Below are 22,933 nucleotides of genomic sequence, written 5' to 3' on the forward strand. Positions count from 1 at the left end.
GGGACCGGAAACATGTTCAAGAAACTTGCAATCGGCGCTGCGTTTGCCCTGGCCCTTACCCCTGCCGCTTCCTTTGCGGCAGGCGACTATGACACTCATATCGAGGATTTCGACTTCTCGTTTGAAGGTCCGTTCGGAACCTGGGATCAGAACCAGCTGCAACGCGGCCTTCAGGTCTATACCGAAGTCTGCGCGGCCTGCCACGGCCTGCAATACGTTCCTTTGCGCGATCTGGAAGCGCTGGGTTACAGCGAAGAGCAGGTGATCACTTACGCGGCGGACAATTTCGAGGTTTTCGACCCCGAATTGGACGATTTCCGCCCGGCGATCCCGACCGACCACTTCCCGGCGAATAACGGTGTTGGCGCGCCGGACCTGAGCCTGATGGCCAAAGCCCGCGCGGGCTTCCACGGCCCCTACGGTCTTGGCATCAACCAGCTGGTCAAAGGCATGGGCGGCGCGGAATACATCGCCTCTCTGCTGGACGGCTACACTGGTGAGGAGAAGGAAGAGGCAGGCACGATCCTTTACGAAAACAAGGCCTTCCCTGGAGGCTGGATTTCGATGGGCCCGCCGCTGTCCGAAGATCAGGTTGAATTCGCCGATGGCCACGCGGCCACCGTCGAAGCCATGTCCGAAGACGTTGCAGCCTTCCTGATGTGGGCCGCTGAGCCCAAGCTGACGGACCGTAAGAACGCCGGTTTTGTCGGCGTGATCTTCCTGACCGTCCTGTCGGTGCTGCTGTATCAGGTGAACAAGCGCCTGTGGGCACCGCACAAAGGCAAGCTGCGCGAGCAGTGAAGCTTTTGAGCTTTTGAAATTGAAAACCCCCGCGCCTTTCAGGTTGCGGGGGTTTTTCTTTTTGAAGGGGCAAATGGGCCAGCCCCTCTTGGCCTGCGGCCAATTCACCCCGAGATATTTTTGGCCAGATGAAGAGTGGATCAGGCTTGTAGCTGGGTCGCAGTTTGTCCGGTGATCGTCGCGGTGACGATTTGACCTTCGGGATGGGTGGTGTCGAAACTGACTTCAGTGAATTGTTCGGTGCGGCCCATATGCGGGTTTTCCATCAGGATGTGATGGGTTTGACCGATCTGAGCTGAGAGGTGTTTGGCGACCTGAGCCTCTCCGGCCGTGCGCAGGCGCGCGGCGCGGTCCTTGATGATCTTGCCGTTGACCTGCTGTGGGATTCGCGCCGCTGGAGTGCCTTCGCGTTTGGAGTAGGGGAAGACGTGCAGCCAGGTCAGGTTGCAGTCCGTGACCAGCTTGAGGGAGTTTTCGAAATGCGCTTCGGTTTCCGTAGGGAAGCCAGCGATGATGTCAGCACCAAAGGTCATGCCGGGGCGCAAGCTGAGGGCCTCTTCGGTGAAACGGATCGCGTCATCGCGCAGGTGGCGGCGTTTCATCCGTTTCAGGATCAGGTCGTCGCCATGCTGCAGTGACAGGTGCAGATGCGGCATCAGTCGAGGCTCGGTCGCGATGGCCTGCATCAGGTTTTCGTCCACCTCGATTGAATCGATCGAGCTGATGCGCAGGCGCGGCAGATCGGGCACGAGTTTCAGAATGCGCATGACCAGATCGCCCAGTTTGGGCTGTGCGGGCAGGTCAGCGCCCCATGAGGTCAGATCAACGCCGGTCAGGACGACCTCGTTATAGCCTTTGTCGACCAGCCGTTTGATCTGATCCACGACTACACCAGCGGGCACGCTACGTGAGTTCCCGCGGCCATAGGGGATAATGCAGAAGGTGCAGCGATGGTCGCAGCCATTCTGGACCTGCACATAGGCGCGTGAGCGGGTGCCGAACCCGTCGATCAGGTGCCCTGCCGTTTCGGTGACCGACATGATGTCATCGACTTGAACGGTTTCAGTCTCGCCGATGAAGTCAGCCGCCATGCCTTTCCATGTGTCAGGCTGCATCTTCTCGGTATTGCCGATCACGGCATCAACCTCGTCCATGGCCGAGAAGGTCTGCGGTTCCGTCTGCGCTGCGCATCCGGTCACGATCAGCCGCGCATTGGGGTTTTCGCGGCGCAGCTTGCGAATCTCTTGCCGTGCCTTGCGCACCGCCTCGGCTGTCACGGCGCAGGTGTTCACGATCACCGCATCTTGCAGACCCGCTTGCTGAGACAGCTCTTTCATCGCCTCAGTCTCATAGGCGTTCAGGCGACAGCCCAGAGTGGTGAATTTGGGGGCGCTCATCCCAGTGACCTCAGGAATTCTGGGGTCAGAGTGCCTGAGAAAACATGGCAGGTCGGCCCGGTCATCCAGACGCCATCACCGCGCCAGTCGATCCAGATTGTGCCGCCGTCCAGCTCGATCTGCACCTTGCGCCCCGTCAGACCGCGCCGTGCCGCAGCAACGGCCGTGGCGCAGGACGAAGACCCTGAGGCCAGCGTGATGCCCACACCCCGCTCCCAGACGCGCATACGGATGTGGTCCGGTCCGATCACCTGAGCCACCTGCACATTGGTGCGTTCGGGGTAAAGGGGGTGGTGTTCGTAACGCGAGCCGAACTCGGCCAGGTGGATCGCTTCGGCGTCGTCCACGAAAAACGTGCAATGGGGGTTGCCCATGCCTGTTGCCGAGGGCGCGCCCTCAATTGGCAGTTCCAGCGTGTCCATCTCTTCGGCCAGAGGTATGTCCTGCCAGTCCAGCTGGGGCTGCCCCATATTGACTGATGTCAGGCCGTTGCCTGCATCCTGCGCGTACAAGGTGCCGCGTTCGGTCGTCAGGGTCAGGTATGTTTTGCCACTCTCTTCCATCAGGAAACGGGCGATACACCGTGTGGCGTTCCCGCAAGCGGCCGAGGTCGACCCGTCCGCATTGTAGAACACGAGATGCGCGTCGGCCGCTCCGTTTTCGATCACTGCCAACTGATCGAATCCCACACCAAACTGCCGGTGTCCGATTCCCTTCGCCAATGCAGCGCTGATCAGCGTCGCCTGCGCGCGCGCGTCGACAATAACGAAGTCATTGCCCAGCCCGTGCATCTTCATGAAGGGCAAACCGGTATCGAGTCTCTGTTGCATGGCGGGCATATAACGTTGGTCCTGCGATGAATCCACCCTGCGGTGACGATTCCTGAAAAAAGGCTTGACCCCCCTGCGCCACCTGCCTAATTAGGCCGCCTATCGGGTCGCCGGAAACACTGATTACTCTGGCGAAACGAGGTGCAAAATAAGGTCTTGAACCCGGTTGGGAAAATGCCTTAAAGAGCGCCACGGATCGTAAAGATCCAGACAAAAGAGTGGGCCGTTAGCTCAGTTGGTAGAGCAACTGACTTTTAATCAGTGGGTCGCAGGTTCGAATCCTGCACGGCTCACCACTTTTTCAGAGCGATCGAAGGAATGGATGAGAGTTCTTATCGCCTATAGCGGGAGACTTGTATCCAAGCGAAACACATGTGCGTCCATGCCAGGTTTTTGAGGATCGGCTTTAAATCCACCAAAACGGGAAGCGCTTGAGATGGCGGTGCCGACCCGCGACACCACCTTTGGTTGCTTGTGAAATTTCCATTTATATTCAAACGTGTTGAATGGCGACTTTCCAGTGGATTTCCGCCTGCGGAATTCGAAAAAATTGGCAGATTCAGCTAGATTTGCTATCCTTTGACCAAAGGGCGTCAGAAACCCGGGGGGGCAAAAATCGAGCAGAAATCAGGCAAATCCTCACAGGTGGTGTGGGTCAAAATACCCGAGGATCTCAACGGCACGCGACGTGGGTTGTTCTTCTTGTGGGCCGAGGTCGAGCGGGCGCAGGTGAAATCCAAAGCTGCGCCTCCGCCCACTGAGCCACGCGCACCTGAGGCGAACAAGATGTTCGGTTGGGTTGATGAATTTATCTTCTACGAACGCGACAGGGCGGAGCAGCCGGATCAGCGCGCCGAGGCCCCGTCGGGCCGTCACAGTTTCTCGAAGAACAGGATGACCTCGCCTATACGGACGCCAAAACGCGAAACATAGGCGCGGTTCAGAAGGCGGTCCTCTTCCAGAAGCCACATCCAATCGTCAAAGTTGACACGCATGGTGCCCTCTTTGATCGGCAGGTCGATCTTGTATTTCCAGTTGAAGGTATCGCCACGCTCAATCCCTTCAGCAACACCCAACACGCCCGGCGCGGTGCCGGTCCAGGTATCTTCGCCGGTTTTGGTCAGGGTCCAGATGCGCTGTTCCGTTGCGCCGTCATCGTAGACGAAATCCTCGACCAGGGTCAGGGTTTCTCCGTCCCATGTGCCGTCAATCTCAACCGTGAAACGGCGCGGCACGTTGCCCAGAATGTCCTGGAACTGACCATAAGCCACGGTTTTGCCTTCGAAGAACTCTTCGAGGTTCAGCTGCCGGTCGGACAGAAAGCTTTTGGGCACCCGCGGTTTAGCCGAGCAGGCCGCGAGCAGCGTCAGGCAGGCGATTGCGACCAGAGAGATCAGAAAACGCAACCGGGTCATTGCAGCGGCCTGTTTTCAGCATCCGCATCATACCCGTTTGCTCCGGGTACATGCGCGGTCTGCACCTCAGGCGCTGGGCGCATGGTTGCCACCAGTTCCGCGACCTTTAGGCCGAATTTGCGCATCTCTGAGCGGTTCATGATCGCCCCGTTCTCGGTCAGGTACATCCAGTCGGTCACGTCCAGCGTGTGCCCTCCGGCGTCGTCGGGCAGGATGATCCGATAGGACAGCTTGACGGTCGAGCCCGAGATCACGCCTTTGCCTTCACCGACAATATCGTCTGCCGTGGCTGTGAACGTGTTGCCGGTGCCCAATGTCAGATACCACTTTCGGGTCATCTGTTTGCCGTTGGAATAGGTGAACCACTCGGCCAGAGTGCCTGTGTTCCCATCCCATTCGCCAACCATGCGCGCGACAAAGCTGTTCGACATCTTGCCGTTGGGGCCATAGATCAGCCCCTCGGAAAGGATATCTCCGTTCAGGTGTTTGGTCAGAGAAAACTCTGGTCCCGTTCCCGAATAGTCAGCCGGGGATTGTGAGCGAAAGCTCAGGAACCGTCTTTTGACCGCCACGACAACGAGGATGGCGAGCAAAATCACAACAAGCGTATTCATTTGGCTGTGACCTCCGTAGGCAGGGTCAAGACCATCCCGAATGCGCCCAGCTTTAGGATGCAGGGTAGCAGGGCATAGGCGAATGTGAGCGTGTTTAGAGCCTGTGCCGAGTTGGCTTGACCGGGTGAAAAGCCGCTGCGTTCCAGCAGGGGCAGGGTGAAAAAGGCAGCGAGCGCGAGGCCCAGCTTGCCAGCAAAAGACCAGATGCCAAACGCGGCCGAGGCATTCAGCCCCGCGCGTGTCAGCACCACGGAAAACATGGCGGGCAGGATCACGATATCCGCTCCTGCGGCTGCGCCCGAGGCCAGGCAGATCACGGCAAAGGCGGTCAGCTCTCCGGCCGAGAGGGTGGCCGCGCCGATGAAGGAAGCGATGCCCAGCGGCATGGCGATCATCAGCGTCTGCTTCGGGCCGATCCGATTGCTGAGTCGCGCCCAGAGGGGCACGCTAGCCCCAGCGCTCAGGAAGAACAGGATCAGTAATGGGCCGGCCATACCGGAAAGCTGCAGTTTGTCCTCGACGAAGAACAGAAACAGCGTGGCTGTCAGGGCAACCGGCAGGCTGTTGATCAGCGCCAAAACCAGCAGGCGGAGGGCGCCGGATTGTCCGAGCGCGGTGAACGAGATGCCCTCGCCCGTGATCGGCGTACGACGCCACATTGGTATGGTGACGATGAGGGTTAGCAACGCCAGCGCACCCAGAAACAGGCCAAAAGCGGGATAGCCCTGCCCCTGCGCGCCGAAGGCAACGAACAGCGCCGGAGCGCTGGCGGCAAGAACGACTCCGGTCAGTTGCCCGCCTTCGCGGAAGGCGGCGAGGCGCATCAGCTCTTGCGGGTCGGCCTGTTTGGCCAAAGTTGCGCTGCGCCCGTAAAGCAGGATGGTGCCAAGGCTGTAGGCCGAAAACAGCAGTACGAGGATGGCGACCAGCGCGCCAACGCTGGCCCCGTCCGGTAGGCCGAACAGCAGCGGAAACCCAACAGCCAGCCCAAGCGCCGCCAGAGCGGCAAACAGCAGCTGCGCGCCTGGCCAGCGGTCGATGGCCCAGCCTATCAGCGGGTCTTGCACCAGATCGACCAGGCGGATCACCAGCAGAACAGTTCCGATCACCCCAAGGCCAATGCCCAAATTCACCGCCGCAAAGCGCGGCAGGTGAATATAGAGCGGGATACCCGCCGCAGCGAGCATCAGCGCATAAAGGCTGACCCGGGGATACAGCATCACTGCCCCTTCAATTGCCGTGTAAAACTGGCGGACCGAGTGTTGTCGCCAAGAAAAATCGACATGAACGATTTCTTGATGCCGGTGTTGGTTAGTGTGCAGGTTTGTGCACCATTGCGCCAAAACCCAACTTTGTTAGGTCCTTCGGATATGGCCAGATAGCTGTCACCTTTGCTGACTGCTTGAAAGCAGGCCTCTAGCTGGGCCTTTGTCGGCGCGGGATTGCCTTGCCTTGCCATCTCATCCAGCGTCGACTCTACAAGCGCTTTTTGTGCGAGGTTTTTTCGATAAGTCAGTTGCAACCCGAAATCCTCGGTCCAATTGAATGCCGCTCCAGCAGGCGTGAATAGCTTGGCGTCATAGACAGGCAGGCCCAAGAACCTAAATGTCGAGCTGCCTAAAAGCTTGGGATCACTCAGTTCGTTGGACAGAGGCGACGCCACTGCCCCACCACTCGACAGTAAGGCGATCGACAGCAGCGCCGCGCGCAAAGTGGATTTATTCGGCGGCCACATGGATGGCCGGATCTTTTTCAAGAATGCCATTGTCAGCTCCGGTAATGTGCGGGGCGCCACGCAAGCGTTCGACGACATGCATCGCGCTGGCGATCCCGTCTTCGTGAAACCCGTGCCGGTTATAAGCTCCGGCGTACCAGGTGTGGTTCTGTCCCTGCATGTCGCGAATTTGTCCCTGCGCTTTCAGCGCGGCTTTGTCGAAAACCGGGTGGGCGAACTCGACTTGGTCATAAATCTTGTCCTCGTCAATTTGCGAAGACGCGTTCAACGATACAAAGAGCGGATCGCTGTCCGGGATGTTCTGCAAGCGGTTCATCCAATAGGTCACGCCGACGTCCCCGGCTTGTGAACGATAGGTCCAGCTGGACCAGCAGGCGCGCAGCTTTGGCATCTGGCTTTTATCACAATGCAGGATCGCGTGATTGGGCTGATAACGGATCGCGCCAAGGGCCGCGGCCTCATCCGCCGTGGCGTTGTCGCCCAAAATGGCCAGCGACTGGTCCGAGTGGGTCGCAAGGATAATCTCGTCAAATTGATCGGCATGGCCCTGGCTAGTGACCGTGACGCCGGTCTCATGACGCTGTACGTGATCTACCGGAGCCGCCAGACGGATGTCGCATCCGCGCGACCGCAGCGCAGCATCAATTCGGCGCACATATTCGATGCTGCCGCCTTTGACCGTATACCACTGGTGCTGGTTGGCGCGTCCGCTGGCCAGCAGGGCGTGGTTGCGGAAGAACTGCACCAGCGAGCGAGCCGGGAATTGATCCACAAATTCAACCGGCGTGGACCAGATCGCGCCGCACATCGGCATCAGGTAGTTGTGGCGGAACCAATGACCCAGACGCATCTGGTCCACCAGTTCTCCGATGGTTGTGTCATCATCCTTCGCCGCATCCGGGGCTTCTTTACTAAAGCGCAGGATGTCCGAGATCATCTTGTAGTAAGACGGGCGCAGCAGGTTGCGTTTCTGAGCTGTCAGAGTGCGCAGCGTATTCAACCCGTATTCAATGCGACCATTGTCGATGGTCGCGCCGAAGCTCATCTCGCTTTTCTCAACGGGGACGTTCAGCTCATCAAACAGCTTGGTCAGGTGGGGGTAGGTCGCGTAGTTGAAGACGATAAAGCCGGTATCGACCGGTTGATCTCCGTTTTTGCCCGCCATCACGGTTCGGGCGTGCCCGCCAAGGCGCGGTTCGGCCTCATAAACGGTAATATCGTGCTGTTCTGAAAGGTAGTAAGCTGCGGAAAGTCCTGAAATGCCTGCACCTATGACTGCGATTTTCTTGCGCTCGCCTCGCGTTTCGTCGAACATGTGATCCCCTTAAGTGCGACATTTATCTATGGATACGTAGCAGGTTCTGACGCGGATCAATCAGGTTAGATTATATTTCCCAACGCACTATATTGTGACTTCGTGGCAAAATTCACTCAGCTGGGGATGATCCGACCGGTTGGCTTGGTCGTAAAATATACATGATAGCTGAAGCAGAACCGTAGCCGCGCATGGGGCGTTGTTTCATGGTTCCACGTTGGGGCAGGCATGACCGGTTTCGAAGGAAAGACGTATTGGATTGTAGGCGCGAGCGAAGGGCTCGGGCGCGCTTTGGCCCAAGGGCTCAGCGAGCGCGGCGCGCATCTTGTCCTGTCGGCGCGCAATGCGGATCGGCTGGCCGAGATCTGCGCAACCCTTCCCAATGCGCGTGCCGTGCCTTTTGACGTGACCGACCTTGAGGCCGTGCGCCGTGTCGTGGCTGAAGTCGGAGAGGTCGATGGTCTTGTCTACAACGCCGGAGCCTATGAGCCTATGCGCACCGGTGATTGGGATACCGAGGCGGTATTGTCGATGACCGACGTGAACTACACTGGTGCCCTTCGGGTGTTGGGTGAAACCGTACCGGGCTTCGTGAGCGCCGGACGCGGGGATATCACTCTGATCGGCTCTCTGTCCGGCTATCGCGGTTTGCCTGCGGCGGTGGGCTATGCGGCCAGCAAGGCGGCGCTGGTCTCGCTGGCCGAGACCATGCGGTTTGATCTGGCGGGTACGGGCGTGACGGTTCGGATCGTCAATCCCGGCTTTATCAATACCCGCCTGACTGAGAAGAACAATTTCAAAATGCCCATGCTGATGTCGGCTGAAGACGCGGCAGAGCGTGTGATCAAAGCGATGTCGCGCCGCCGGTTCCGCACCGATTTTCCGGCCCCGTTTTCCTGGGTGATCCGGTTGCTGGACTATTTGCCCGATATCCTGATTTATCGCGGAAAATAGACCCTAATTAGGACTTCTAGCCAAATTGCCCCTGGCAGAACCAGCCTGCGGACATGGTGCCGCCGTGGCCAAAAAACAGCCAGAGCCTCTCGCCCTGTTCGGTCACCACAACCCAGTAATCGCGCACGCCGCTGCGCCAGTTGGGGTCATCCAGCCACCATTCCGGCGCGATCCGTTCCGGGCCGGTGGCTTGTGCCAATTGCCAATCACGCCCGCGCCAGCGAAAGGCGGAGGGCACATCCGGGGTTTCCGGGGCTATTACCGGCTCGGGCTGCCACATCTGCAGGGGGCGCGGGCGTGGCGGCGCAGGCCAGTCTCGCGCCGGTTCGGACCATGCTGCCGCTAGCACCTGCGCGGTTTTCTCGGGGATATGCGATGCCGCGGGGTGACGCCTTGTAATGACCTCCAGCCCCACCCGTGCGCCCAGTTTGGCCATAAGGTCTTCGACGGCGGTGTTGCCCTCAAGCCGGTTGCGGGCCACGCGGCGGGCCTCGGCATGACCGGCAATGGTGCGGGCGTGGATGGGTTCCGTCTGCACCGCCTCAAGCCGCAGCATGTCAATGCCATAGCCCGCGTCGATCTTGTCAATTTTCATCTCTAACAAAGGGCGAATGCGGTGTTTGTCATGGGTCGGGCGGGCCAGCCCAACCTCGATGACCTCGGCCGCCTGATCGGCGCGATGGGCCTCCAGCCGCAGGGTGCGGACGCCGCGGCCCTTTTCTTCCAGCTTGGTGCAGAGTGTCGGCAGAACCCGGTCGATGGCGGCCATCACATCCTCGACCAGCCCAATCGGATTGGGCAGAGTCATCCGCACCGCGAAGTGATGCGGCGGGCGGGCCGGAGAAACCGGCTCGGGCGCGCTGCCCATCGCCTGATCCAGCCGCAAGACCAGCCCACGTCCGAACCTGCGGGCGAGGGAGGCGCGCGGTTGGCCCAGCAGATCCCCGATCCGCCGCAGGCCCAGACGGTTCAACTGCGCGACTACCTGATCCTCCAGCCGCAGCGCCGCGATGGGCAGCGGGCTGAGCGCCCCATAAGACTGCCCCGGGGCTGCGATCCGCGCCCCGCCGCCCAAGGCCACCACTTGCGGTGCGGCCCCGCCCTTGGTCCAGTGTCGTCGCTTGCTGGCCCGGGCACGGGTGGCGCGGGCCTCTTGGCTGATGGCGTCGCCGTTGCGGTCGGATATGGCCTCTTGCCCGGCATAGCGCGCCAGCGCCCAGGCCGCGCCCAACGTATCGGCAATGCCCATCTGCACGCTCAGACCCATATCGGCGCAGTCGACCTCAAGCACGCGCAACAACGCCTCTTCCCCACCAAACAGATGCGCGCAGCCCGAGAGATCAACGATCAGCCCGTCCGGAGCCTCTTCGGCGACCCAAGGGCTGAACTTGCCTGCCCAGCGGCGCAACGCGGTCAGGAACGCGGCCTCGGCCGGGGCGTTGCGGTGCCGCGTGATCAGGGACGCACACATGGCATGGGCATCGCGCACCGGCTGACCCACCTGCAGCCCGGCGGCCTGAGCTTCGGCGTTCAGAGAGGTGATCACCTGCATGTTCGACTGCTCGGCCACTACAGCCAAAGGCCCGACATGCAGCCCCCGCGCGGCGCGGATCAGCCGTTCAGCCCCCAGACGGGGAAACCAGAGTGAGAGTATTCGGCGTTTTGGCATCGGCAGACATCAAAATGTTCCCACTTTGTTCTTGCCCGAGAATCAGCGCTCGAGTCCACCCCTACCCGCAAGTCAGGCGCTGAATGATGCCCGCACCGTTCACGAAGACATTCAGCCGGTCGATACGGTAATCCTGTGTCGCAATGTCATTGGGTCCCAACACCCGCGCGCGCTCGGGCAGGCTGGCCTGAATGGTCGAAACCGGCTGGCCGATGGAATCCGCAAACGGATCGCCTTTGCAGAAGGCTAGATCGACAGGCGCAGCCTCGGGCTCAAGGTCTGCACCTTGCGGGGCAGAGGTTTCGGCGCAGGCGGCCAGAAGGATCAGGATCGGGATAAATCGGTGCATTGGCGTTCCCCAGTATGACAATGTCGTTTCTGCAATATCAAATGTTTAGCCAATCTGCCATGAAAGTGCAGTTGAAAACACCCTGCATTTGACGCAGGGTCGGGTCAAACAAGACTGGGAGACAAGCACCATGCGCACCCGTGCAGCCGTCGCCGTTCAGGCTGGCAAACCTTTGGAAGTGATGGAGGTGAACCTCGAAGGCCCCAAGGCGGGCGAGGTTTTGGTCGAAGTGAAGGCCACCGGCATCTGCCATACAGATGAATTCACCCTGTCCGGTGCAGATCCCGAAGGCCTGTTCCCGGCCATTCTGGGCCATGAAGGCGCAGGCGTCGTGGTCGAGGTGGGCCCAGGCGTTACCAGCCTGAAGCCGGGCGATCACGTGATCCCGCTCTACACGCCCGAATGTCGTGAGTGTGAATACTGTCTGCATCCAAAAACCAATCTGTGTCAGGCGATCCGTGAGACACAGGGCAAGGGCCTGATGCCCGATGGCACCTCGCGCTTCTCGACTTTGGATGGCGACCCGATCCTGCACTACATGGGCTGTTCGACCTTCGCCAACCACACAGTCCTGCCTGAGATCGCGCTGGCGAAAGTGCGTGAGGACGCGCCCTTCGACAAGATCTGCTACATCGGTTGCGGTGTCACCACCGGCATCGGCGCTGTGATCAACACCGCCAAAGTGGAAATCGGCAGCCGCGCCATCGTGTTCGGTCTGGGTGGTATCGGTCTGAACGTGATTCAGGGCCTGCGTCTGGCCGGAGCTGACCAGATCGTCGGTGTCGACCTGAACCCTGCCAAAGTGGAAATGGCGACTAAGTTCGGCATGACCGATTTCGTCAACCCGACCGAGGTCGAAGGGGATCTGGTGCCCTATCTGGTCAACCTGACCAAAGGCGGTGCGGACTATACCTTTGACGCCACCGGCAATGTCGGCGTGATGCGGACCGCTCTGGAAGCGGCGCATAAGGGCTGGGGTGAGTCGATTATCATCGGCGTTGCACCTGCGGGGGCCGAGATCTCGACCCGTCCGTTCCAGCTGGTGACCGGACGTTCCTGGCGCGGCACCGCCTTTGGCGGCGCGCGAGGTCGGACCGATGTACCCAAGATCGTCGACTGGTACATGGAAGGGAAGATCGAGATCGATCCGATGATCACCCACACCATGGGTCTGGACGACATCAACCACGGTTTCGATCTGATGCATAAAGGCGAGAGCATCCGCTCGGTGGTCGTCTACTAAGGCTCTAAACCAGTTGAATTCGCTAAAGCGGCGCGCTGTCTGGCGCGCCGTTTTTCATTCACCGGGCCGTGATGCGCCCGTATCCGATCGTGGTGACCGCACGCGCAGTACCGGCGTGTTGGCCGAGGTGGTGTTCGACCGGCTCTCGCGCCAGACGACGAAGATGCCCGAGGCGATGATGACGCTTGCGCCGACCGCGACCCAGCCGTCCGGGTGTTCGCCAAAGAAGATCATGCCGAACAAGGTGGCCCAGATGATCTGACTGTATTGGCTGGGGGCCACGACACCCGCCGGGGCCGCGCGATAGGCAAGAATGATCAGATGTTGTGCGATGACCGAGAACACTCCAACGAGCGCCATCATCGCCAGATGCAGCAGTGATGGCGGTTGATAGACTGCCGGTTGCATCAAGCTCATGACCACGATCGCCAGCAGCATCGGGTAGAGGATCAGCACGGCCGAGCGTTCCTCATTCCCGATCTTGCGCACCAGAACAGAGCCTAACGCGCTGCAAAACGCGGCTGTCAGGGCGGCCATGTGGCCTAGCGTGATATCCGTCGCTCCGGGGCGCAGGACGATCAGAACACCGATCAACCCGACGCCAACCGCGGCCCAACGTTGGAAACGCACGACCTCTCCTAGAATCGGAATCGACAAGACTGTGACGAACAGGGGGAAGGCAAATAGCAGCGAATAGACCTCGGCCAGAGGCAGGACCGAAAAGGCATAGAAAGCGCACACCATGGATGTAACCATCAGCGCCGACCGGAGCAGGACCAGCCATGGGTGGTGTGGCAGGAAATTCCCGGTCGTGCGGTCTGTCAGGATCGTCACTGCCATTGGCACAAAGGAAAACAGCGTGGCGAAGAAGATGATCTGCATTACCGAGTAGGTCCCGCCCAGCACTTTGATCAGCGCGTCATGGCTGGCAAAGACCGCGAATCCCAGAAACGCGAAACCAAGTCCCCGGAGGGTGGTGTTTTGAGTGCTCATGATCTGGCCTCAGGCGATGTCGGTGTGGTGGCTTTAAGCCGGCGCAGCCAAATGGGCTGTCTTTTCCCTGAGTAGACGCATTTTCCCGGACCGCATAGCCCCTATTTTACCGCTAACACGGCAAAGCCGCCATGTTGTGAGATCAACGCAGGATCGGCGGCGCGTCCTTGGGCTGTCGGGCGGATTGCACGCCCGCCTTCATCCCCACACCGATCCGTTGGGCCAGCGCGACCCAAGGGGTGGCCGTTTCCTGAGGTAGGGTTTGGGTGGCGACCTCCTCAAAAAGGTCCAGCCAGTGGGCGAACATTTCGGGCTGCACGTCGGGCCTTTCGCTATGTACCCGTTGCGGATTGCCGTTGTAGCTGCGCTCAAAAAGGATGGCGTTGCGCCAGAAGGCGGCGATCTTGTCCTCATGCGCGGGCCAATCATGGACGTGCTTGTTGAACACTGGCCCCAGAACGGCATCCTCGCGCACGCGGGCATAGAAGGCGTGGACCTGCGCGTTGATCTGGTCCGTTGTTGCGGGAAAGCGCGGGGGCAAGGTGGGTCTGGTCATGGTGGTCTCGGATTTCGACTCTAGCCCGGGACATATCTGGGGCGGAGGTCAGGCAACAGGTGTGGTTTTGTCGCGCGGCTCGGGCGTCAGCAGGTGCCGGATCAGGGCCACTGGGTGTGCCTTCAGGCTGAGGCGGGTGGCGACGTAATCCTCGACCACCTGTTCGCCCAATGTCATCTGCGGCAGGTAGGCTTCGGGTTCATCCAGCGTCTCGCCTTCCAGATCCTGTGAGAACAGCGGCAGAGGCTTCGCGGTCGCAATCGCCTTGGCCTGCCACAGAGCCTCGCGCCGGGTCAGATCGCAGGCAGCGAAGGCATCGGCCTCGGCCAAACGTTCGATCACCGATGGCCCCAACCCTGCGCGACGCCAGACGTCATCCACTTGGGTGTAGCCGTTGCCCCGTGCGGCGGTCAGCCAACTGGCGTCTTCCTCGCTGAGGCCCTTGATCTGGCGGAACCCCAGCCGTAGGGCCAGCCCACCATGGCCATCAGGTTCCATCACATTGTCCCAGAAACTCGCATTGATGCAGACTGGCCGCACCTGAACCCCGTGTTCGCGGGCATCCCGCACGATCTGGGCGGGCGCGTAGAAGCCCATCGGTTGCGAGTTCAGCAGCGCGCAGGCGAAGATGCCCGGATGGTGGCATTTGATCCAAGCCGAGGCATAGACCAGCAGCGCAAAGCTGGCCGCGTGGCTTTCGGGAAAACCATAAGATCCGAACCCTTCGATCTGGGAAAAACAGCGCTCCGCGAAATCCTGTTCGTAACCGTTGCGTTTCATCCCGCGTAAAAAGAGAGCGCGGAACTCGCTGACATTGCCATGTTTCTTGAAGGTCGCCAGTGAGCGTCGCAGCCGGTCCGCCTGTTCCGGGGTGAAGCCCGCGCCGACAATGGCGATCTGCATCGCCTGCTCCTGAAACAGCGGTACGCCCAGTGTTTTGCCCAACACATCCCCCAACGCGTCCGAGGGGAAGCTGACCTCCTCCTCTCCGTTCCGGCGGCGGATATAGGGGTGGACCATGTCGCCCTGAATCGGGCCGGGGCGGATGATAGCGACCTCGATCACCAGATCGTAGAAATTGCGCGGTCGCATCCGGGGGAGGAAGTTCATCTGCGCCCGGCTTTCCACCTGAAACACCCCAATAGAGTCTGCTTTGCACAGCATATCATAGACCTCGGGGTCCTCGGGCGGCAGGGTGGCGAGGGTATAGCCGGTCTGATGATGCTGTCCGATCAGGTCGAACGCCTTGCGGATACAGGTGAGCATCCCGAGGCTGAGGACATCGACTTTCAGGATACCCAAGGAGTCGATATCGTCCTTGTCCCAGCAGATGACCGTGCGCCCCTCCATCGTGGCGTTCTCGATGGGAACAAGCTCGTCCAGACGTCCCTCGGTGATGATGAAGCCACCAACGTGCTGTGACAGGTGACGGGGGAAGCCGTCGATCTCATAGACCAGCATTAGAGTCTGTTTTAGCCGTCGATCTTCAGGATCGAGGCCGATTTCGCGCATCCGATGCGCCTCGAGCCCTTTGGTCGAGAAAAAGCCCCAGAGCTGTGAGGACAGGGCCGAGATCGTGTCCTCGGTCAGACCCACGGCGCGGCCGACCTCACGAATGGCACGCTTGCCGCGATAGTGAACAACCGTGGCGCAGAGGCCCGCGCGTTCGCGGCCGTAGCGGTCGTAGATATGCTGGATCACCTCCTCGCGGCGCTCGTGTTCGAAATCGACGTCGATATCGGGCGGCTCGTCGCGGGCCTCGGAGACGAAGCGCTCAAAGACCATCGTTCCCATCTCGGGGCTGACCTCGGTGATGCCGAGGCAGAAGCAGACCACCGAATTGGCGGCCGAGCCACGCCCCTGACATAGGATGTCGCGCGAGCGAGCGAAATGGACGATATCCCGGACGGTGAGGAAATAGGGTTCATATTTCAGTTTGCCGATCAGGGTGAGCTCATGGGCCAGCATCTTTTTCGCCTTCTCGGACGCGCCCGCCGGATAGCGCCATTTCAGCCCCTCATGGGCCAGACGGTGCAGGCGTTGGGTCGGAGTTTCCTGTTCGCTGCCTTCGCTGGGATATTCATAGCGGAGTTCATTGAGCGAGAAGGTGAGTTGCTCGCTGAGGTCATGGGCACGGGCGACAGCGCCTTCATGGCCTTTGAAAATGCGCAGCATTTCACCCTCAGACCGCAGCCGCTGTTCGCCATTGGCCAACGCGTCGCGACCCAGCTCATCGACTTTGCGGCGCAGGCGGATGGCGGTCAGCACATCCCCCAGCTTGCGGCGCGCGCCGTGATGCATCAGCGGCGTGGCGCTGGCGAGGGTGGGGATGCCGAGTTGCTGGGATTCAATCTCTAATAAGGAGAAATAGGTGCTATCTGCGCCATCATATCGAGGGTGCATCAGCAGATGCATCCGCCCACCAAAGCGGCGCGTCAGCTGTTGCGCCTGTGTCCGCCATACACTCGCGCCGCCCTTTGACCGGCCCAATTGTGGCCAGAGCAGCAGGTGGAGGCCGTCGGAAAACTCCAGCAGGTCGGACAGGTGCAGGATGCAATCGCCTTTTTCCGCACGCAGGCGGCCTTTGGACAGGATGCGGCATAGGTTTCCCCAGCCCTGTCGGTTCAGGGGCAGAGCAGTGACGGTGGGCGCGTCGGTGAAGATCAGCCGCGCTGCCGGGATCAGGCGCGGCACCGCGTGGATCGGATATGAAGACGTTTTGGGAATGTGATCGGGGCAGGGCGGGCCTAGGCTCGTGTTCTGCGCCTCCCACTCCAGCCGTTCGCGCACCTTACGGGTGATCTCGCGGGCTTGGGTATGGGCACGAACGATCCCGGCGACTGAGTTGTCATCGGCAATTGCGATGGCGGGCAGGCCCAGGGTCACGGCACGCTCCATATACTCCTCGGGGTGAGAGGCCCCGGTGAGGAAGGTGAAGTTTGACGTGATCGACAGCTCGGCATACATGGCGAGTCACTATTATATTCATGTTTTGTTCTTTTTCGAGTCCTTTGCGCAGGAATGTCGCTAACACGCGATATGTCCGGTGTATGTAACATGCGATCTGTCCGGTTCTATTCTGTCTCTGAGAGGAGGCGTTATGAACCGAGCAGAAGTGTTACAGGAAGTTCGACTGATGAAGTTTGAAGATGTGTATTCGCGGCGAAGCGCGAACAAGCTGACGCAAGAACAGGCGGCTGAGATACTGGGTGTATCCGTGCGCACCGTCAGGCGTTGGGAGGATCGATTTGAGGCGGATGGTGCAGAAGGTCTGTACGACCGTCGGCTTGGCAAACTGGCCAACAATCGTGTTGCCACGGATAAGGTCATGGAGATGCTTGAACTGTTTGATACCAAGTACTGGGATTACACGCCGAAGCATTTCCACGAGAAGCTGGTGGCCCACCATGGTTTCACACAGAGCTACAACTGGGTGCGGCTTACACTGCAGCGCCACGGCCGGGTTCAGGCAGCACCCCGACGAGGTGCCCATCGGCGCAAGCGGCCCCGCCGTCCGATGGTTGGCATGATGTTGCATCAGGACGGCTCCAGCCATGAATGGGTTCCGGGTCAGTGGTGGGATCTGATCGTCACCATGGACGATGCCACCAACCGGGTTTATTCGGCATTCTTTGTCGAGGAAGAAGGGACGATGAGCAGTTTTCAGGGGCTGACAGAGGTGATCGAGGCGCAAGGTCTGTTTTGCTCGCTCTATGCCGATCGGGGCTCTCATTACTGGCATACGCCCGAAGCGGGCGGCAAAGTGGACAAGGACAATCTGACCCAGGTCGGGCGCGCCTTGCAGCAACTCGGCATTGAGCTGATCCCGGCCTATTCACCGCAGGCCCGTGGACGGTCTGAACGCATGTTTGGCACGTTCCAGAACCGATTGCCGCAGGAACTGCGGTCCCATGGGATCACAACCATTGAAGAGGCCAATCAGTTCCTGAAAGAGGTCTATCTTCCCGAACACAATGCCCTGTTTGCAAAGGAGCCGGAGGATACGACCTCGGCCTTCGTGCCGTTTACAGGCAATGTGCGCGACACCCTGTGTGTGCAGGAAGACCGCGTCGTCGGCAACGACAATACGGTGCGCTACAAGGGCCTGGTCATGCAGATCGCGGCAGACAGGCACCGTCATCATTTCGTCAAGGCGAAGGTCAGGGTCCACGAATACCCCGATGGTCAACTGGTCATCTTCCACGGCCCGAGATGCATTGGCCGCTACCAGCCTGACGGATCACCCATCACACAGGAGGATAGCAAACACAAAGTCGCGTGACCCGCTTCGACGTGGCGCGAACGCGGTGGCCCAAATCTACGGTCGCCTACGGCTCCCTCCGAATTGGGCCACCGCGCAATCAACTGAAGCGGACAATTGGCATGTTACCTACACCGGACAATTCAGAATGTTCTCGACAGTCCTTTGCGCAGGAACCGGGTCGCTTGCGGCTGATCGGGTGGGCATGGTTGGGGAAAAAAAGGAGACCCGAAATGTTCAAGATCACCGCACTCCCCACTGACGAAGTCCGCGCCCTGCAGGCGGGTGGGCCAGATGCCTACGGTGCCACGCCAGAGCGGGCTGTTTCCACCGGCGCAGGCAATCCCTGTCGTCATTGTTTGCAGAACATCCGCGAGGGGCAGGAGATGCTGATTTTGGCGCATAGACCCTTTTTAGAGCCACATCCCTATGCAGAAACTGGCCCGATCTTCCTGTGTGCCAAACCATGCAACCGCTACGAAGGCGATGAATTGCCTGAGATACTGAAGTCTTCCCCTGACTACCTGATTAAGGGCTATGGCAAGGATGATCGGATCGTCTACGGCACGGGTGCCATCACGCCAACGGACCAGATCGGAGCCAAAATTGCTGATATCTTTGCCAGACCGGACATCGCCTACATCCACGTCCGATCAGCGCGGAACAATTGCTATCAGGCGCGGATCGATCGGGCCTAAAGCTTGACCCGGTGCATGCCGCGGCGTGGCTGATCCTGATCCTCGACCGGCGTGTCATCCGCACGCGATGAGGTCAGCGCAAGGAACACATCCTCGAGGTCTGCTTCTTCGGTTCGGACGTCGCGGATGCGGATATTGGCGGCACGCACCGATTCCAGAACCTGCTCGGCACTGGTCTGGGCGCTGCGATACTGCAGCACAAGGTTGCCATCGTCGCGCAGGGTGGCCTCGACACCATCCGTCATGGGCAAATCGGTGACGGGGCTGTCCGGGGCGATCACCATCGTCCGGCTGTCCATTCGGCCCAGCAGGTTGGTCGTGCTGTCCTGGGTGATCTTTTCACCGTGATTGATGATGGCGATCTCGTCGCACATCTCTTGCGCTTCTTCCAGGTAATGCGTGGTGAGGATGATGGTCATGCCCTGTTCGTTCAGCTTGCGCACATTGGCCCAGAGCATCTGGCGAAGCTCGATATCCACGCCTGCCGTCGGCTCGTCCAGCACCAGGATCTTGGGGTGATGCACCAGCGCCTTGGCCAGCAACAGCCGACGCCGCATCCCGCCGGACAGCGTGCGGGCATAGGCCTCGGCCTTGTCGCTGAGGCCCACCAGTTCCAGAATCTCATCACTGCGGCGTTCGGCCTTGGGGACACCGTAGAGACCGGCTTGAACCTCCAACGCGCCTCGGGGGGTGAAAAAGGGGTCAAGATTCAGCTCTTGCGGCATGACGCCGATGGCGGCGCGGGACGAGCGTGGGTTCTTGTCCTGATCATATCCCCAGATCGAAACATGGCCCGAAGATTTTACCACCAACCCGGCAAGGATGTTGATCAGGGTCGACTTCCCCGCCCCGTTCGGACCGAGCAAGCCAAAGACCGACCCGCGCGGCACGGTCAGATCGACGCCCTTCAAAGCGTGTTTCTGGGGCTGGCCTTTGCCGCCGCGATAGGTCTTGCGCAGCCCTTCGATCCTGATTGCCGCATTGCTCATGTGGCTCTTGCCCCCGGTTTGCTCATCGCTCATAAACGCACCTAATGCATGCCCGCGAGGCCGACAACCAGTGAAGGATCGCCAGCCGTGACAATCGAAGCGCCGGAAACGAAGATCGTGGAAACTTCTCGTGTTGCCTGTGATGGCGGCGAAGGCGCGTTGGGACACCCGCGGGTGTGGCTGCAGATTCCGGAAGACACCGGTTGGGTCGAATGCCCCTATTGCGATTGCAAATATGTCCTAGCGGATGGACATTCACAAAACTGACGCATAACTGTTACATCAACGGCGGCCGTGGTGTCGAGAACATTCTGAATTGTCCGGTGTAGGTAACATGCCAATTGTCCGCTTCAGTTGATTGCGCGGTGGCCCAATTCGGAGGGAGCCGTAGGCGACCGTAGATTTGGGCCACCGCGTTCGCGCCACGTCGAAGCGGGTCACGCGACTTTGTGTTTGCTATCCTCCTGTGTGATGGGTGATCCGTCAGGCTGGTAGCGGCCAATGCATCTCGGGCCGTGGAAGATGACCAGTTGACCATCGGGGTATTCGTGGACCCTGACCTTCGCCTTGACGAAATGATGACGGTGCCTGTCTGCCGCGATCTGCATGACCAGGCCCTTGTAGCGCACCGTATTGTCGTTGCCGACGACGCGGTCTTCCTGCACACACAGGGTGTCGCGCACATTGCCTGTAAACGGCACGAAGGCCGAGGTCGTATCCTCCGGCTCCTTTGCAAACAGGGCATTGTGTTCGGGAAGATAGACCTCTTTCAGGAACTGATTGGCCTCTTCAATGGTTGTGATCCCATGGGACCGCAGTTCCTGCGGCAATCGGTTCTGGAACGTGCCAAACATGCGTTCAGACCGTCCACGGGCCTGCGGTGAATAGGCCGGGATCAGCTCAATGCCGAGTTGCTGCAAGGCGCGCCCGACCTGGGTCAGATTGTCCTTGTCCACTTTGCCGCCCGCTTCGGGCGTATGCCAGTAATGAGAGCCCCGATCGGCATAGAGCGAGCAAAACAGACCTTGCGCCTCGATCACCTCTGTCAGCCCCTGAAAACTGCTCATCGTCCCTTCTTCCTCGACAAAGAATGCCGAATAAACCCGGTTGGTGGCATCGTCCATGGTGACGATCAGATCCCACCACTGACCCGGAACCCATTCATGGCTGGAGCCGTCCTGATGCAACATCATGCCAACCATCGGACGGCGGGGCCGCTTGCGCCGATGGGCACCTCGTCGGGGTGCTGCCTGAACCCGGCCGTGGCGCTGCAGTGTAAGCCGCACCCAGTTGTAGCTCTGTGTGAAACCATGGTGGGCCACCAGCTTCTCGTGGAAATGCTTCGGCGTGTAATCCCAGTACTTGGTATCAAACAGTTCAAGCATCTCCATGACCTTATCCGTGGCAACACGATTGTTGGCCAGTTTGCCAAGCCGACGGTCGTACAGACCTTCTGCACCATCCGCCTCAAATCGATCCTCCCAACGCCTGACGGTGCGCACGGATACACCCAGTATCTCAGCCGCCTGTTCTTGCGTCAGCTTGTTCGCGCTTCGCCGCGAATACACATCTTCAAACTTCATCAGTCGAACTTCCTGTAACACTTCTGCTCGGTTCATAACGCCTCCTCTCAGAGACAGAATAGAACCGGACAGATCGCATGTTACATACACCGGACATATCGCGTGTTAGCGACAATCAACGGCGGCCGTGGTTGATTTGGCTTTTCATGGCCGGTACAGTCATTTGTCTACGGTATGAAACGGAACCCAAATGCTCTTTCCAGCGCAGCCTTTGCAGCTGTCAGAACAGGATCTTTTGGCACGTGGTGGTCAAAGAAACGTATATGCGTGCCCAGATCGGCCAGAGCTGTTGATCAAAATCACCAGGCCGCGTAAACGCCCTATTCGGTCTTACACCAAGCGGTTGATCCAGCAGGTGTTTCCCGATGCAAAATATCGTAACGCCCTCAAAGAGATGGAATGCGAGTTGAAGGCGGCCTTGAAAAGCGGCTCTGACATAGCGAAACTACCTATCGCGCGCGCATTCGGAATTGTTCAGACTGATGTTGGCCCGGGCATTATTGTAGAGCGGATTCAGTCTGAGGATGGGCAACTTGCTCCGCAGCTGTCGTCGGTATGCAAGAAGGGCCACTTGACGGACGACGTTCTGAGCGAACTCAACAGTTTTGTGCATCGGTTGTTTCAGCTTCAGATCGTAGGGCGCGACATCCACCCGGAAAACATTGTCTACGGGCTGCGCAATCAAACCAGAATATTTGTTCTGATTGACGGGTACGGAAAGCGCAATCTGGTTCCTTTGCGCACGCTGAGCCGTCGTTTGAACAACCGTTCGCTTAGCAAGCAGATGCAGTATATCGCTGATCGCACGGGGCTGCTCTGGGACAAGTCGCAGCGGGTCTTCCGCACTACATGACAGCCCCGATAAATAGGGCGCTGCAGCGGGTGCGGTCTTTTCTATGATTATCATGGCACAAAACGATCCCGAAGAGCTCCTTACCCGCCCTCTGCCCAAATCTTGCCGCGATTGTGATGGTACTAAGGTGGTGCAGTCAGCATAGGTGAGTGTGATGACGGACATTTCTGCTACGGATACTGCCCGTCCGGTTTTCGGATGGATCGGGTTTTGTACGGCGTCGGTTGCGTTGTTTGCGGCGCTGCTGGTGTTTTGGGCCGGACCGTTTGCGCCGCAGCAGTCCACAGGCGTGTCACTGGGGGAGCTGGCGGCCGAGCTTGGGAAATCCACCCTGCGCGCTGCAGCAGGGCTAGAGCAGCCAGAACCTGTCGCCCAAACCCGTGATCTGGACGATTTCCTGCAAATCGGTGTCGCCATGCTGGGCGGTTTGGCCATTGTCGTCTCTGTTATTGGCATTTTGCGCCATGAACGGATGCGGCCTGCCATCGCCGGGGTGGCCATTGGCGTCGGTGCAATCCTGTTTCAGTTCTTCGCGATGGCTTTTTTTGCCTTCCTGGGCGCGTTGATCATCATGGCGCTGCTTCACAGTTTCTCGGATGTGTTTGGCGGCCTCTTTGGCGGTTAACTGACGTTCCTCACTGGTCAGTCGCGCGGCCCTGTGGCAGAACCGTCCCTGAC

General features: G+C 59.5%; 22 protein-coding genes and 1 tRNA gene. 9 read left to right on the top strand and 14 right to left on the bottom strand.

The window, feature by feature from the left end; translation table 11 throughout:
- The first annotated feature begins 12 nt into the window (after nt 1-12).
- Nucleotides 13-801 (top strand): cytochrome c1, encoded by a 789-nt coding sequence (locus tag ACOERD_RS19940; RefSeq protein WP_419740201.1) that lies wholly within the window; start codon nt 13-15, stop codon nt 799-801.
- A gap of 140 nt (nt 802-941) precedes the next feature.
- On the opposite strand, the gene mtaB is transcribed toward ACOERD_RS19940, so the two are convergent.
- Nucleotides 942-2,198, bottom strand: a complete 1,257-nt coding sequence (gene mtaB, locus ACOERD_RS19945; RefSeq protein ID WP_419740202.1) for a tRNA (N(6)-L-threonylcarbamoyladenosine(37)-C(2))-methylthiotransferase MtaB — start codon at nt 2,196-2,198, stop codon at nt 942-944.
- Nucleotides 2,195-3,037, bottom strand: coding sequence for a diaminopimelate epimerase (dapF, locus tag ACOERD_RS19950; protein ID WP_419740203.1), 843 nt, complete (start codon nt 3,035-3,037; stop codon nt 2,195-2,197). Before dapF ends, mtaB begins: the two co-directional genes overlap by 4 nt.
- Before the next feature lie 211 nt (nt 3,038-3,248).
- Between dapF and ACOERD_RS19955 the strand changes: the two genes are divergently transcribed.
- Nucleotides 3,249-3,324: transfer RNA gene (locus ACOERD_RS19955), tRNA-Lys, on the top strand.
- Nucleotides 3,325-3,900: 576 nt separating this feature from the next.
- Here the strand turns inward: ACOERD_RS19955 and ACOERD_RS19960 are convergent.
- The 5 genes from ACOERD_RS19960 to ACOERD_RS19980 are packed head-to-tail and all read right to left on the bottom strand — an operon-like array spanning nt 3,901 to nt 8,107.
- Complete coding sequence (locus tag ACOERD_RS19960) at nt 3,901-4,443, bottom strand: DUF3833 domain-containing protein (RefSeq protein ID WP_419740204.1); 543 nt, start codon at nt 4,441-4,443, stop codon at nt 3,901-3,903.
- Nucleotides 4,440-5,057 (bottom strand): DUF3833 domain-containing protein, encoded by a 618-nt coding sequence (locus tag ACOERD_RS19965; RefSeq protein ID WP_419740205.1) that lies wholly within the window; start codon nt 5,055-5,057, stop codon nt 4,440-4,442. The genes ACOERD_RS19960 and ACOERD_RS19965 overlap by 4 nt, the downstream gene beginning before the upstream one ends.
- A complete protein-coding gene (locus ACOERD_RS19970) occupies nt 5,054-6,277 on the bottom strand; it encodes an MFS transporter (protein ID WP_170379558.1) in 1,224 nt (407 codons plus the stop codon). Before ACOERD_RS19970 ends, ACOERD_RS19965 begins: the two co-directional genes overlap by 4 nt.
- Nucleotides 6,277-6,822: a hypothetical protein gene (locus ACOERD_RS19975; RefSeq protein WP_419740206.1), complete on the bottom strand. Its 546-nt coding sequence runs from the start codon at nt 6,820-6,822 to the stop codon at nt 6,277-6,279. Before ACOERD_RS19975 ends, ACOERD_RS19970 begins: the two co-directional genes overlap by 1 nt.
- Nucleotides 6,776-8,107 carry an NAD(P)/FAD-dependent oxidoreductase gene (locus ACOERD_RS19980; RefSeq protein WP_419740207.1) on the bottom strand — a complete coding sequence of 444 codons (1,332 nt, stop codon included), beginning with the start codon at nt 8,105-8,107 and terminating at the stop codon, nt 6,776-6,778. Before ACOERD_RS19980 ends, ACOERD_RS19975 begins: the two co-directional genes overlap by 47 nt.
- Nucleotides 8,108-8,335: 228 nt before the next feature.
- Between ACOERD_RS19980 and ACOERD_RS19985 the strand changes: the two genes are divergently transcribed.
- The gene (locus ACOERD_RS19985; protein WP_419740208.1) at nt 8,336-9,061 is read left to right on the top strand and encodes an SDR family NAD(P)-dependent oxidoreductase; all 726 of its coding nucleotides are present in this window, start codon (nt 8,336-8,338) and stop codon (nt 9,059-9,061) included.
- Nucleotides 9,062-9,077: 16 nt separating this feature from the next.
- Here the strand turns inward: ACOERD_RS19985 and ACOERD_RS19990 are convergent, their stop codons facing one another.
- Entirely contained in the window at nt 9,078-10,730 is a 1,653-nt protein-coding gene (locus ACOERD_RS19990; RefSeq protein WP_419740209.1) for a DUF6504 family protein, read from the bottom strand.
- A gap of 61 nt (nt 10,731-10,791) precedes the next feature.
- A complete protein-coding gene (locus tag ACOERD_RS19995) occupies nt 10,792-11,079 on the bottom strand; it encodes an I78 family peptidase inhibitor (protein WP_419740210.1) in 288 nt (95 codons plus the stop codon).
- A 130-nt stretch (nt 11,080-11,209) separates the two neighbouring features.
- Between ACOERD_RS19995 and ACOERD_RS20000 the strand changes: the two genes are divergently transcribed.
- Nucleotides 11,210-12,322 carry an S-(hydroxymethyl)glutathione dehydrogenase/class III alcohol dehydrogenase gene (locus tag ACOERD_RS20000; RefSeq protein WP_419740211.1) on the top strand — a complete coding sequence of 371 codons (1,113 nt, stop codon included), beginning with the start codon at nt 11,210-11,212 and terminating at the stop codon, nt 12,320-12,322.
- 54 nt (nt 12,323-12,376) lie between these two features.
- Here the strand turns inward: ACOERD_RS20000 and ACOERD_RS20005 are convergent, their stop codons facing one another.
- From ACOERD_RS20005 to ACOERD_RS20015, 3 genes are all read right to left on the bottom strand, one after another.
- Nucleotides 12,377-13,315, bottom strand: a complete 939-nt coding sequence (locus ACOERD_RS20005; protein WP_170661794.1) for a DMT family transporter — start codon at nt 13,313-13,315, stop codon at nt 12,377-12,379.
- A gap of 142 nt (nt 13,316-13,457) precedes the next feature.
- Nucleotides 13,458-13,871: a group III truncated hemoglobin gene (locus tag ACOERD_RS20010; RefSeq protein ID WP_419740212.1), complete on the bottom strand. Its 414-nt coding sequence runs from the start codon at nt 13,869-13,871 to the stop codon at nt 13,458-13,460.
- 48 nt (nt 13,872-13,919) lie between these two features.
- A complete protein-coding gene (locus ACOERD_RS20015; protein WP_419740213.1) occupies nt 13,920-16,838 on the bottom strand; it encodes an error-prone DNA polymerase in 2,919 nt (972 codons plus the stop codon).
- A gap of 133 nt (nt 16,839-16,971) precedes the next feature.
- On the opposite strand from ACOERD_RS20015, the gene ACOERD_RS20020 reads away from it, so the two are divergent.
- Together ACOERD_RS20020 and ACOERD_RS20025 are read left to right on the top strand one after the other, a co-directional pair.
- Nucleotides 16,972-18,153, top strand: a complete 1,182-nt coding sequence (locus tag ACOERD_RS20020; RefSeq protein ID WP_419737631.1) for an ISNCY family transposase — start codon at nt 16,972-16,974, stop codon at nt 18,151-18,153.
- Between the two features lie 212 nt (nt 18,154-18,365).
- Entirely contained in the window at nt 18,366-18,830 is a 465-nt protein-coding gene (locus tag ACOERD_RS20025) for a DUF1203 domain-containing protein (protein WP_419740214.1), read from the top strand.
- On the opposite strand, the gene ACOERD_RS20030 is transcribed toward ACOERD_RS20025, so the two are convergent.
- Nucleotides 18,827-19,819 (bottom strand): ABC transporter ATP-binding protein, encoded by a 993-nt coding sequence (locus ACOERD_RS20030; protein ID WP_419740553.1) that lies wholly within the window; start codon nt 19,817-19,819, stop codon nt 18,827-18,829. The genes ACOERD_RS20025 and ACOERD_RS20030 overlap by 4 nt on opposite strands.
- An 87-nt stretch (nt 19,820-19,906) precedes the next feature.
- On the opposite strand from ACOERD_RS20030, the gene ACOERD_RS20035 reads away from it, so the two are divergent.
- On the top strand, nt 19,907-20,086 hold the full coding sequence (locus ACOERD_RS20035) for a zinc-finger domain-containing protein (protein WP_170379537.1): 180 nt from the start codon (nt 19,907-19,909) through the stop codon (nt 20,084-20,086).
- 170 nt (nt 20,087-20,256) lie between these two features.
- Here ACOERD_RS20035 and ACOERD_RS20040 read toward each other — a convergent pair whose 3' ends face one another.
- The gene (locus ACOERD_RS20040; protein ID WP_419737631.1) at nt 20,257-21,438 is read right to left on the bottom strand and encodes an ISNCY family transposase; all 1,182 of its coding nucleotides are present in this window, start codon (nt 21,436-21,438) and stop codon (nt 20,257-20,259) included.
- Between the two features lie 154 nt (nt 21,439-21,592).
- On the opposite strand from ACOERD_RS20040, the gene ACOERD_RS20045 reads away from it, so the two are divergent.
- Complete coding sequence (locus ACOERD_RS20045; protein WP_419740215.1) at nt 21,593-22,255, top strand: YrbL family protein; 663 nt, start codon at nt 21,593-21,595, stop codon at nt 22,253-22,255.
- A gap of 151 nt (nt 22,256-22,406) precedes the next feature.
- Entirely contained in the window at nt 22,407-22,880 is a 474-nt protein-coding gene (locus ACOERD_RS20050) for a hypothetical protein (RefSeq protein ID WP_419740216.1), read from the top strand.
- Nucleotides 22,881-22,933 lie beyond the last annotated feature (53 nt).

Origin of the sequence: Ruegeria sp., assembly GCF_965199275.1 — a bacterium.
Lineage (GTDB): Bacteria > Pseudomonadota > Alphaproteobacteria > Rhodobacterales > Rhodobacteraceae > Ruegeria.

Excerpts from the sequence above, each read along its gene's own strand:
- ACOERD_RS19990 (WP_419740209.1), bottom strand. The coding sequence starts at position 10,730 with ATGCCAAAACGCCGAATACTCTCACTCTGGTTTCCCCGTCTGGGGGCT.
- ACOERD_RS20030 (WP_419740553.1), bottom strand. The coding sequence starts at position 19,819 with ATGAGCAATGCGGCAATCAGGATCGAAGGGCTGCGCAAGACCTATCGC.
- ACOERD_RS19995 (WP_419740210.1), bottom strand. The coding sequence starts at position 11,079 with ATGCACCGATTTATCCCGATCCTGATCCTTCTGGCCGCCTGCGCCGAA.
- ACOERD_RS20025 (WP_419740214.1), top strand. The coding sequence starts at position 18,366 with ATGTTCAAGATCACCGCACTCCCCACTGACGAAGTCCGCGCCCTGCAG.
- ACOERD_RS19975 (WP_419740206.1), bottom strand. The coding sequence starts at position 6,822 with ATGGCATTCTTGAAAAAGATCCGGCCATCCATGTGGCCGCCGAATAAA.
- ACOERD_RS19960 (WP_419740204.1), bottom strand. The coding sequence starts at position 4,443 with ATGACCCGGTTGCGTTTTCTGATCTCTCTGGTCGCAATCGCCTGCCTG.
- mtaB (WP_419740202.1), bottom strand. The coding sequence starts at position 2,198 with ATGAGCGCCCCCAAATTCACCACTCTGGGCTGTCGCCTGAACGCCTAT.
- ACOERD_RS20015 (WP_419740213.1), bottom strand. The coding sequence starts at position 16,838 with ATGTATGCCGAGCTGTCGATCACGTCAAACTTCACCTTCCTCACCGGG.
- ACOERD_RS20045 (WP_419740215.1), top strand. The coding sequence starts at position 21,593 with ATGCTCTTTCCAGCGCAGCCTTTGCAGCTGTCAGAACAGGATCTTTTG.
- ACOERD_RS20020 (WP_419737631.1), top strand. The coding sequence starts at position 16,972 with ATGAACCGAGCAGAAGTGTTACAGGAAGTTCGACTGATGAAGTTTGAA.
- ACOERD_RS19980 (WP_419740207.1), bottom strand. The coding sequence starts at position 8,107 with ATGTTCGACGAAACGCGAGGCGAGCGCAAGAAAATCGCAGTCATAGGT.
- ACOERD_RS20000 (WP_419740211.1), top strand. The coding sequence starts at position 11,210 with ATGCGCACCCGTGCAGCCGTCGCCGTTCAGGCTGGCAAACCTTTGGAA.
- ACOERD_RS19965 (WP_419740205.1), bottom strand. The coding sequence starts at position 5,057 with ATGAATACGCTTGTTGTGATTTTGCTCGCCATCCTCGTTGTCGTGGCG.
- ACOERD_RS20040 (WP_419737631.1), bottom strand. The coding sequence starts at position 21,438 with ATGAACCGAGCAGAAGTGTTACAGGAAGTTCGACTGATGAAGTTTGAA.
- ACOERD_RS20005 (WP_170661794.1), bottom strand. The coding sequence starts at position 13,315 with ATGAGCACTCAAAACACCACCCTCCGGGGACTTGGTTTCGCGTTTCTG.
- ACOERD_RS20010 (WP_419740212.1), bottom strand. The coding sequence starts at position 13,871 with ATGACCAGACCCACCTTGCCCCCGCGCTTTCCCGCAACAACGGACCAG.
- ACOERD_RS19940 (WP_419740201.1), top strand. The coding sequence starts at position 13 with ATGTTCAAGAAACTTGCAATCGGCGCTGCGTTTGCCCTGGCCCTTACC.
- ACOERD_RS19970 (WP_170379558.1), bottom strand. The coding sequence starts at position 6,277 with ATGCTGTATCCCCGGGTCAGCCTTTATGCGCTGATGCTCGCTGCGGCG.
- ACOERD_RS19985 (WP_419740208.1), top strand. The coding sequence starts at position 8,336 with ATGACCGGTTTCGAAGGAAAGACGTATTGGATTGTAGGCGCGAGCGAA.
- dapF (WP_419740203.1), bottom strand. The coding sequence starts at position 3,037 with ATGCCCGCCATGCAACAGAGACTCGATACCGGTTTGCCCTTCATGAAG.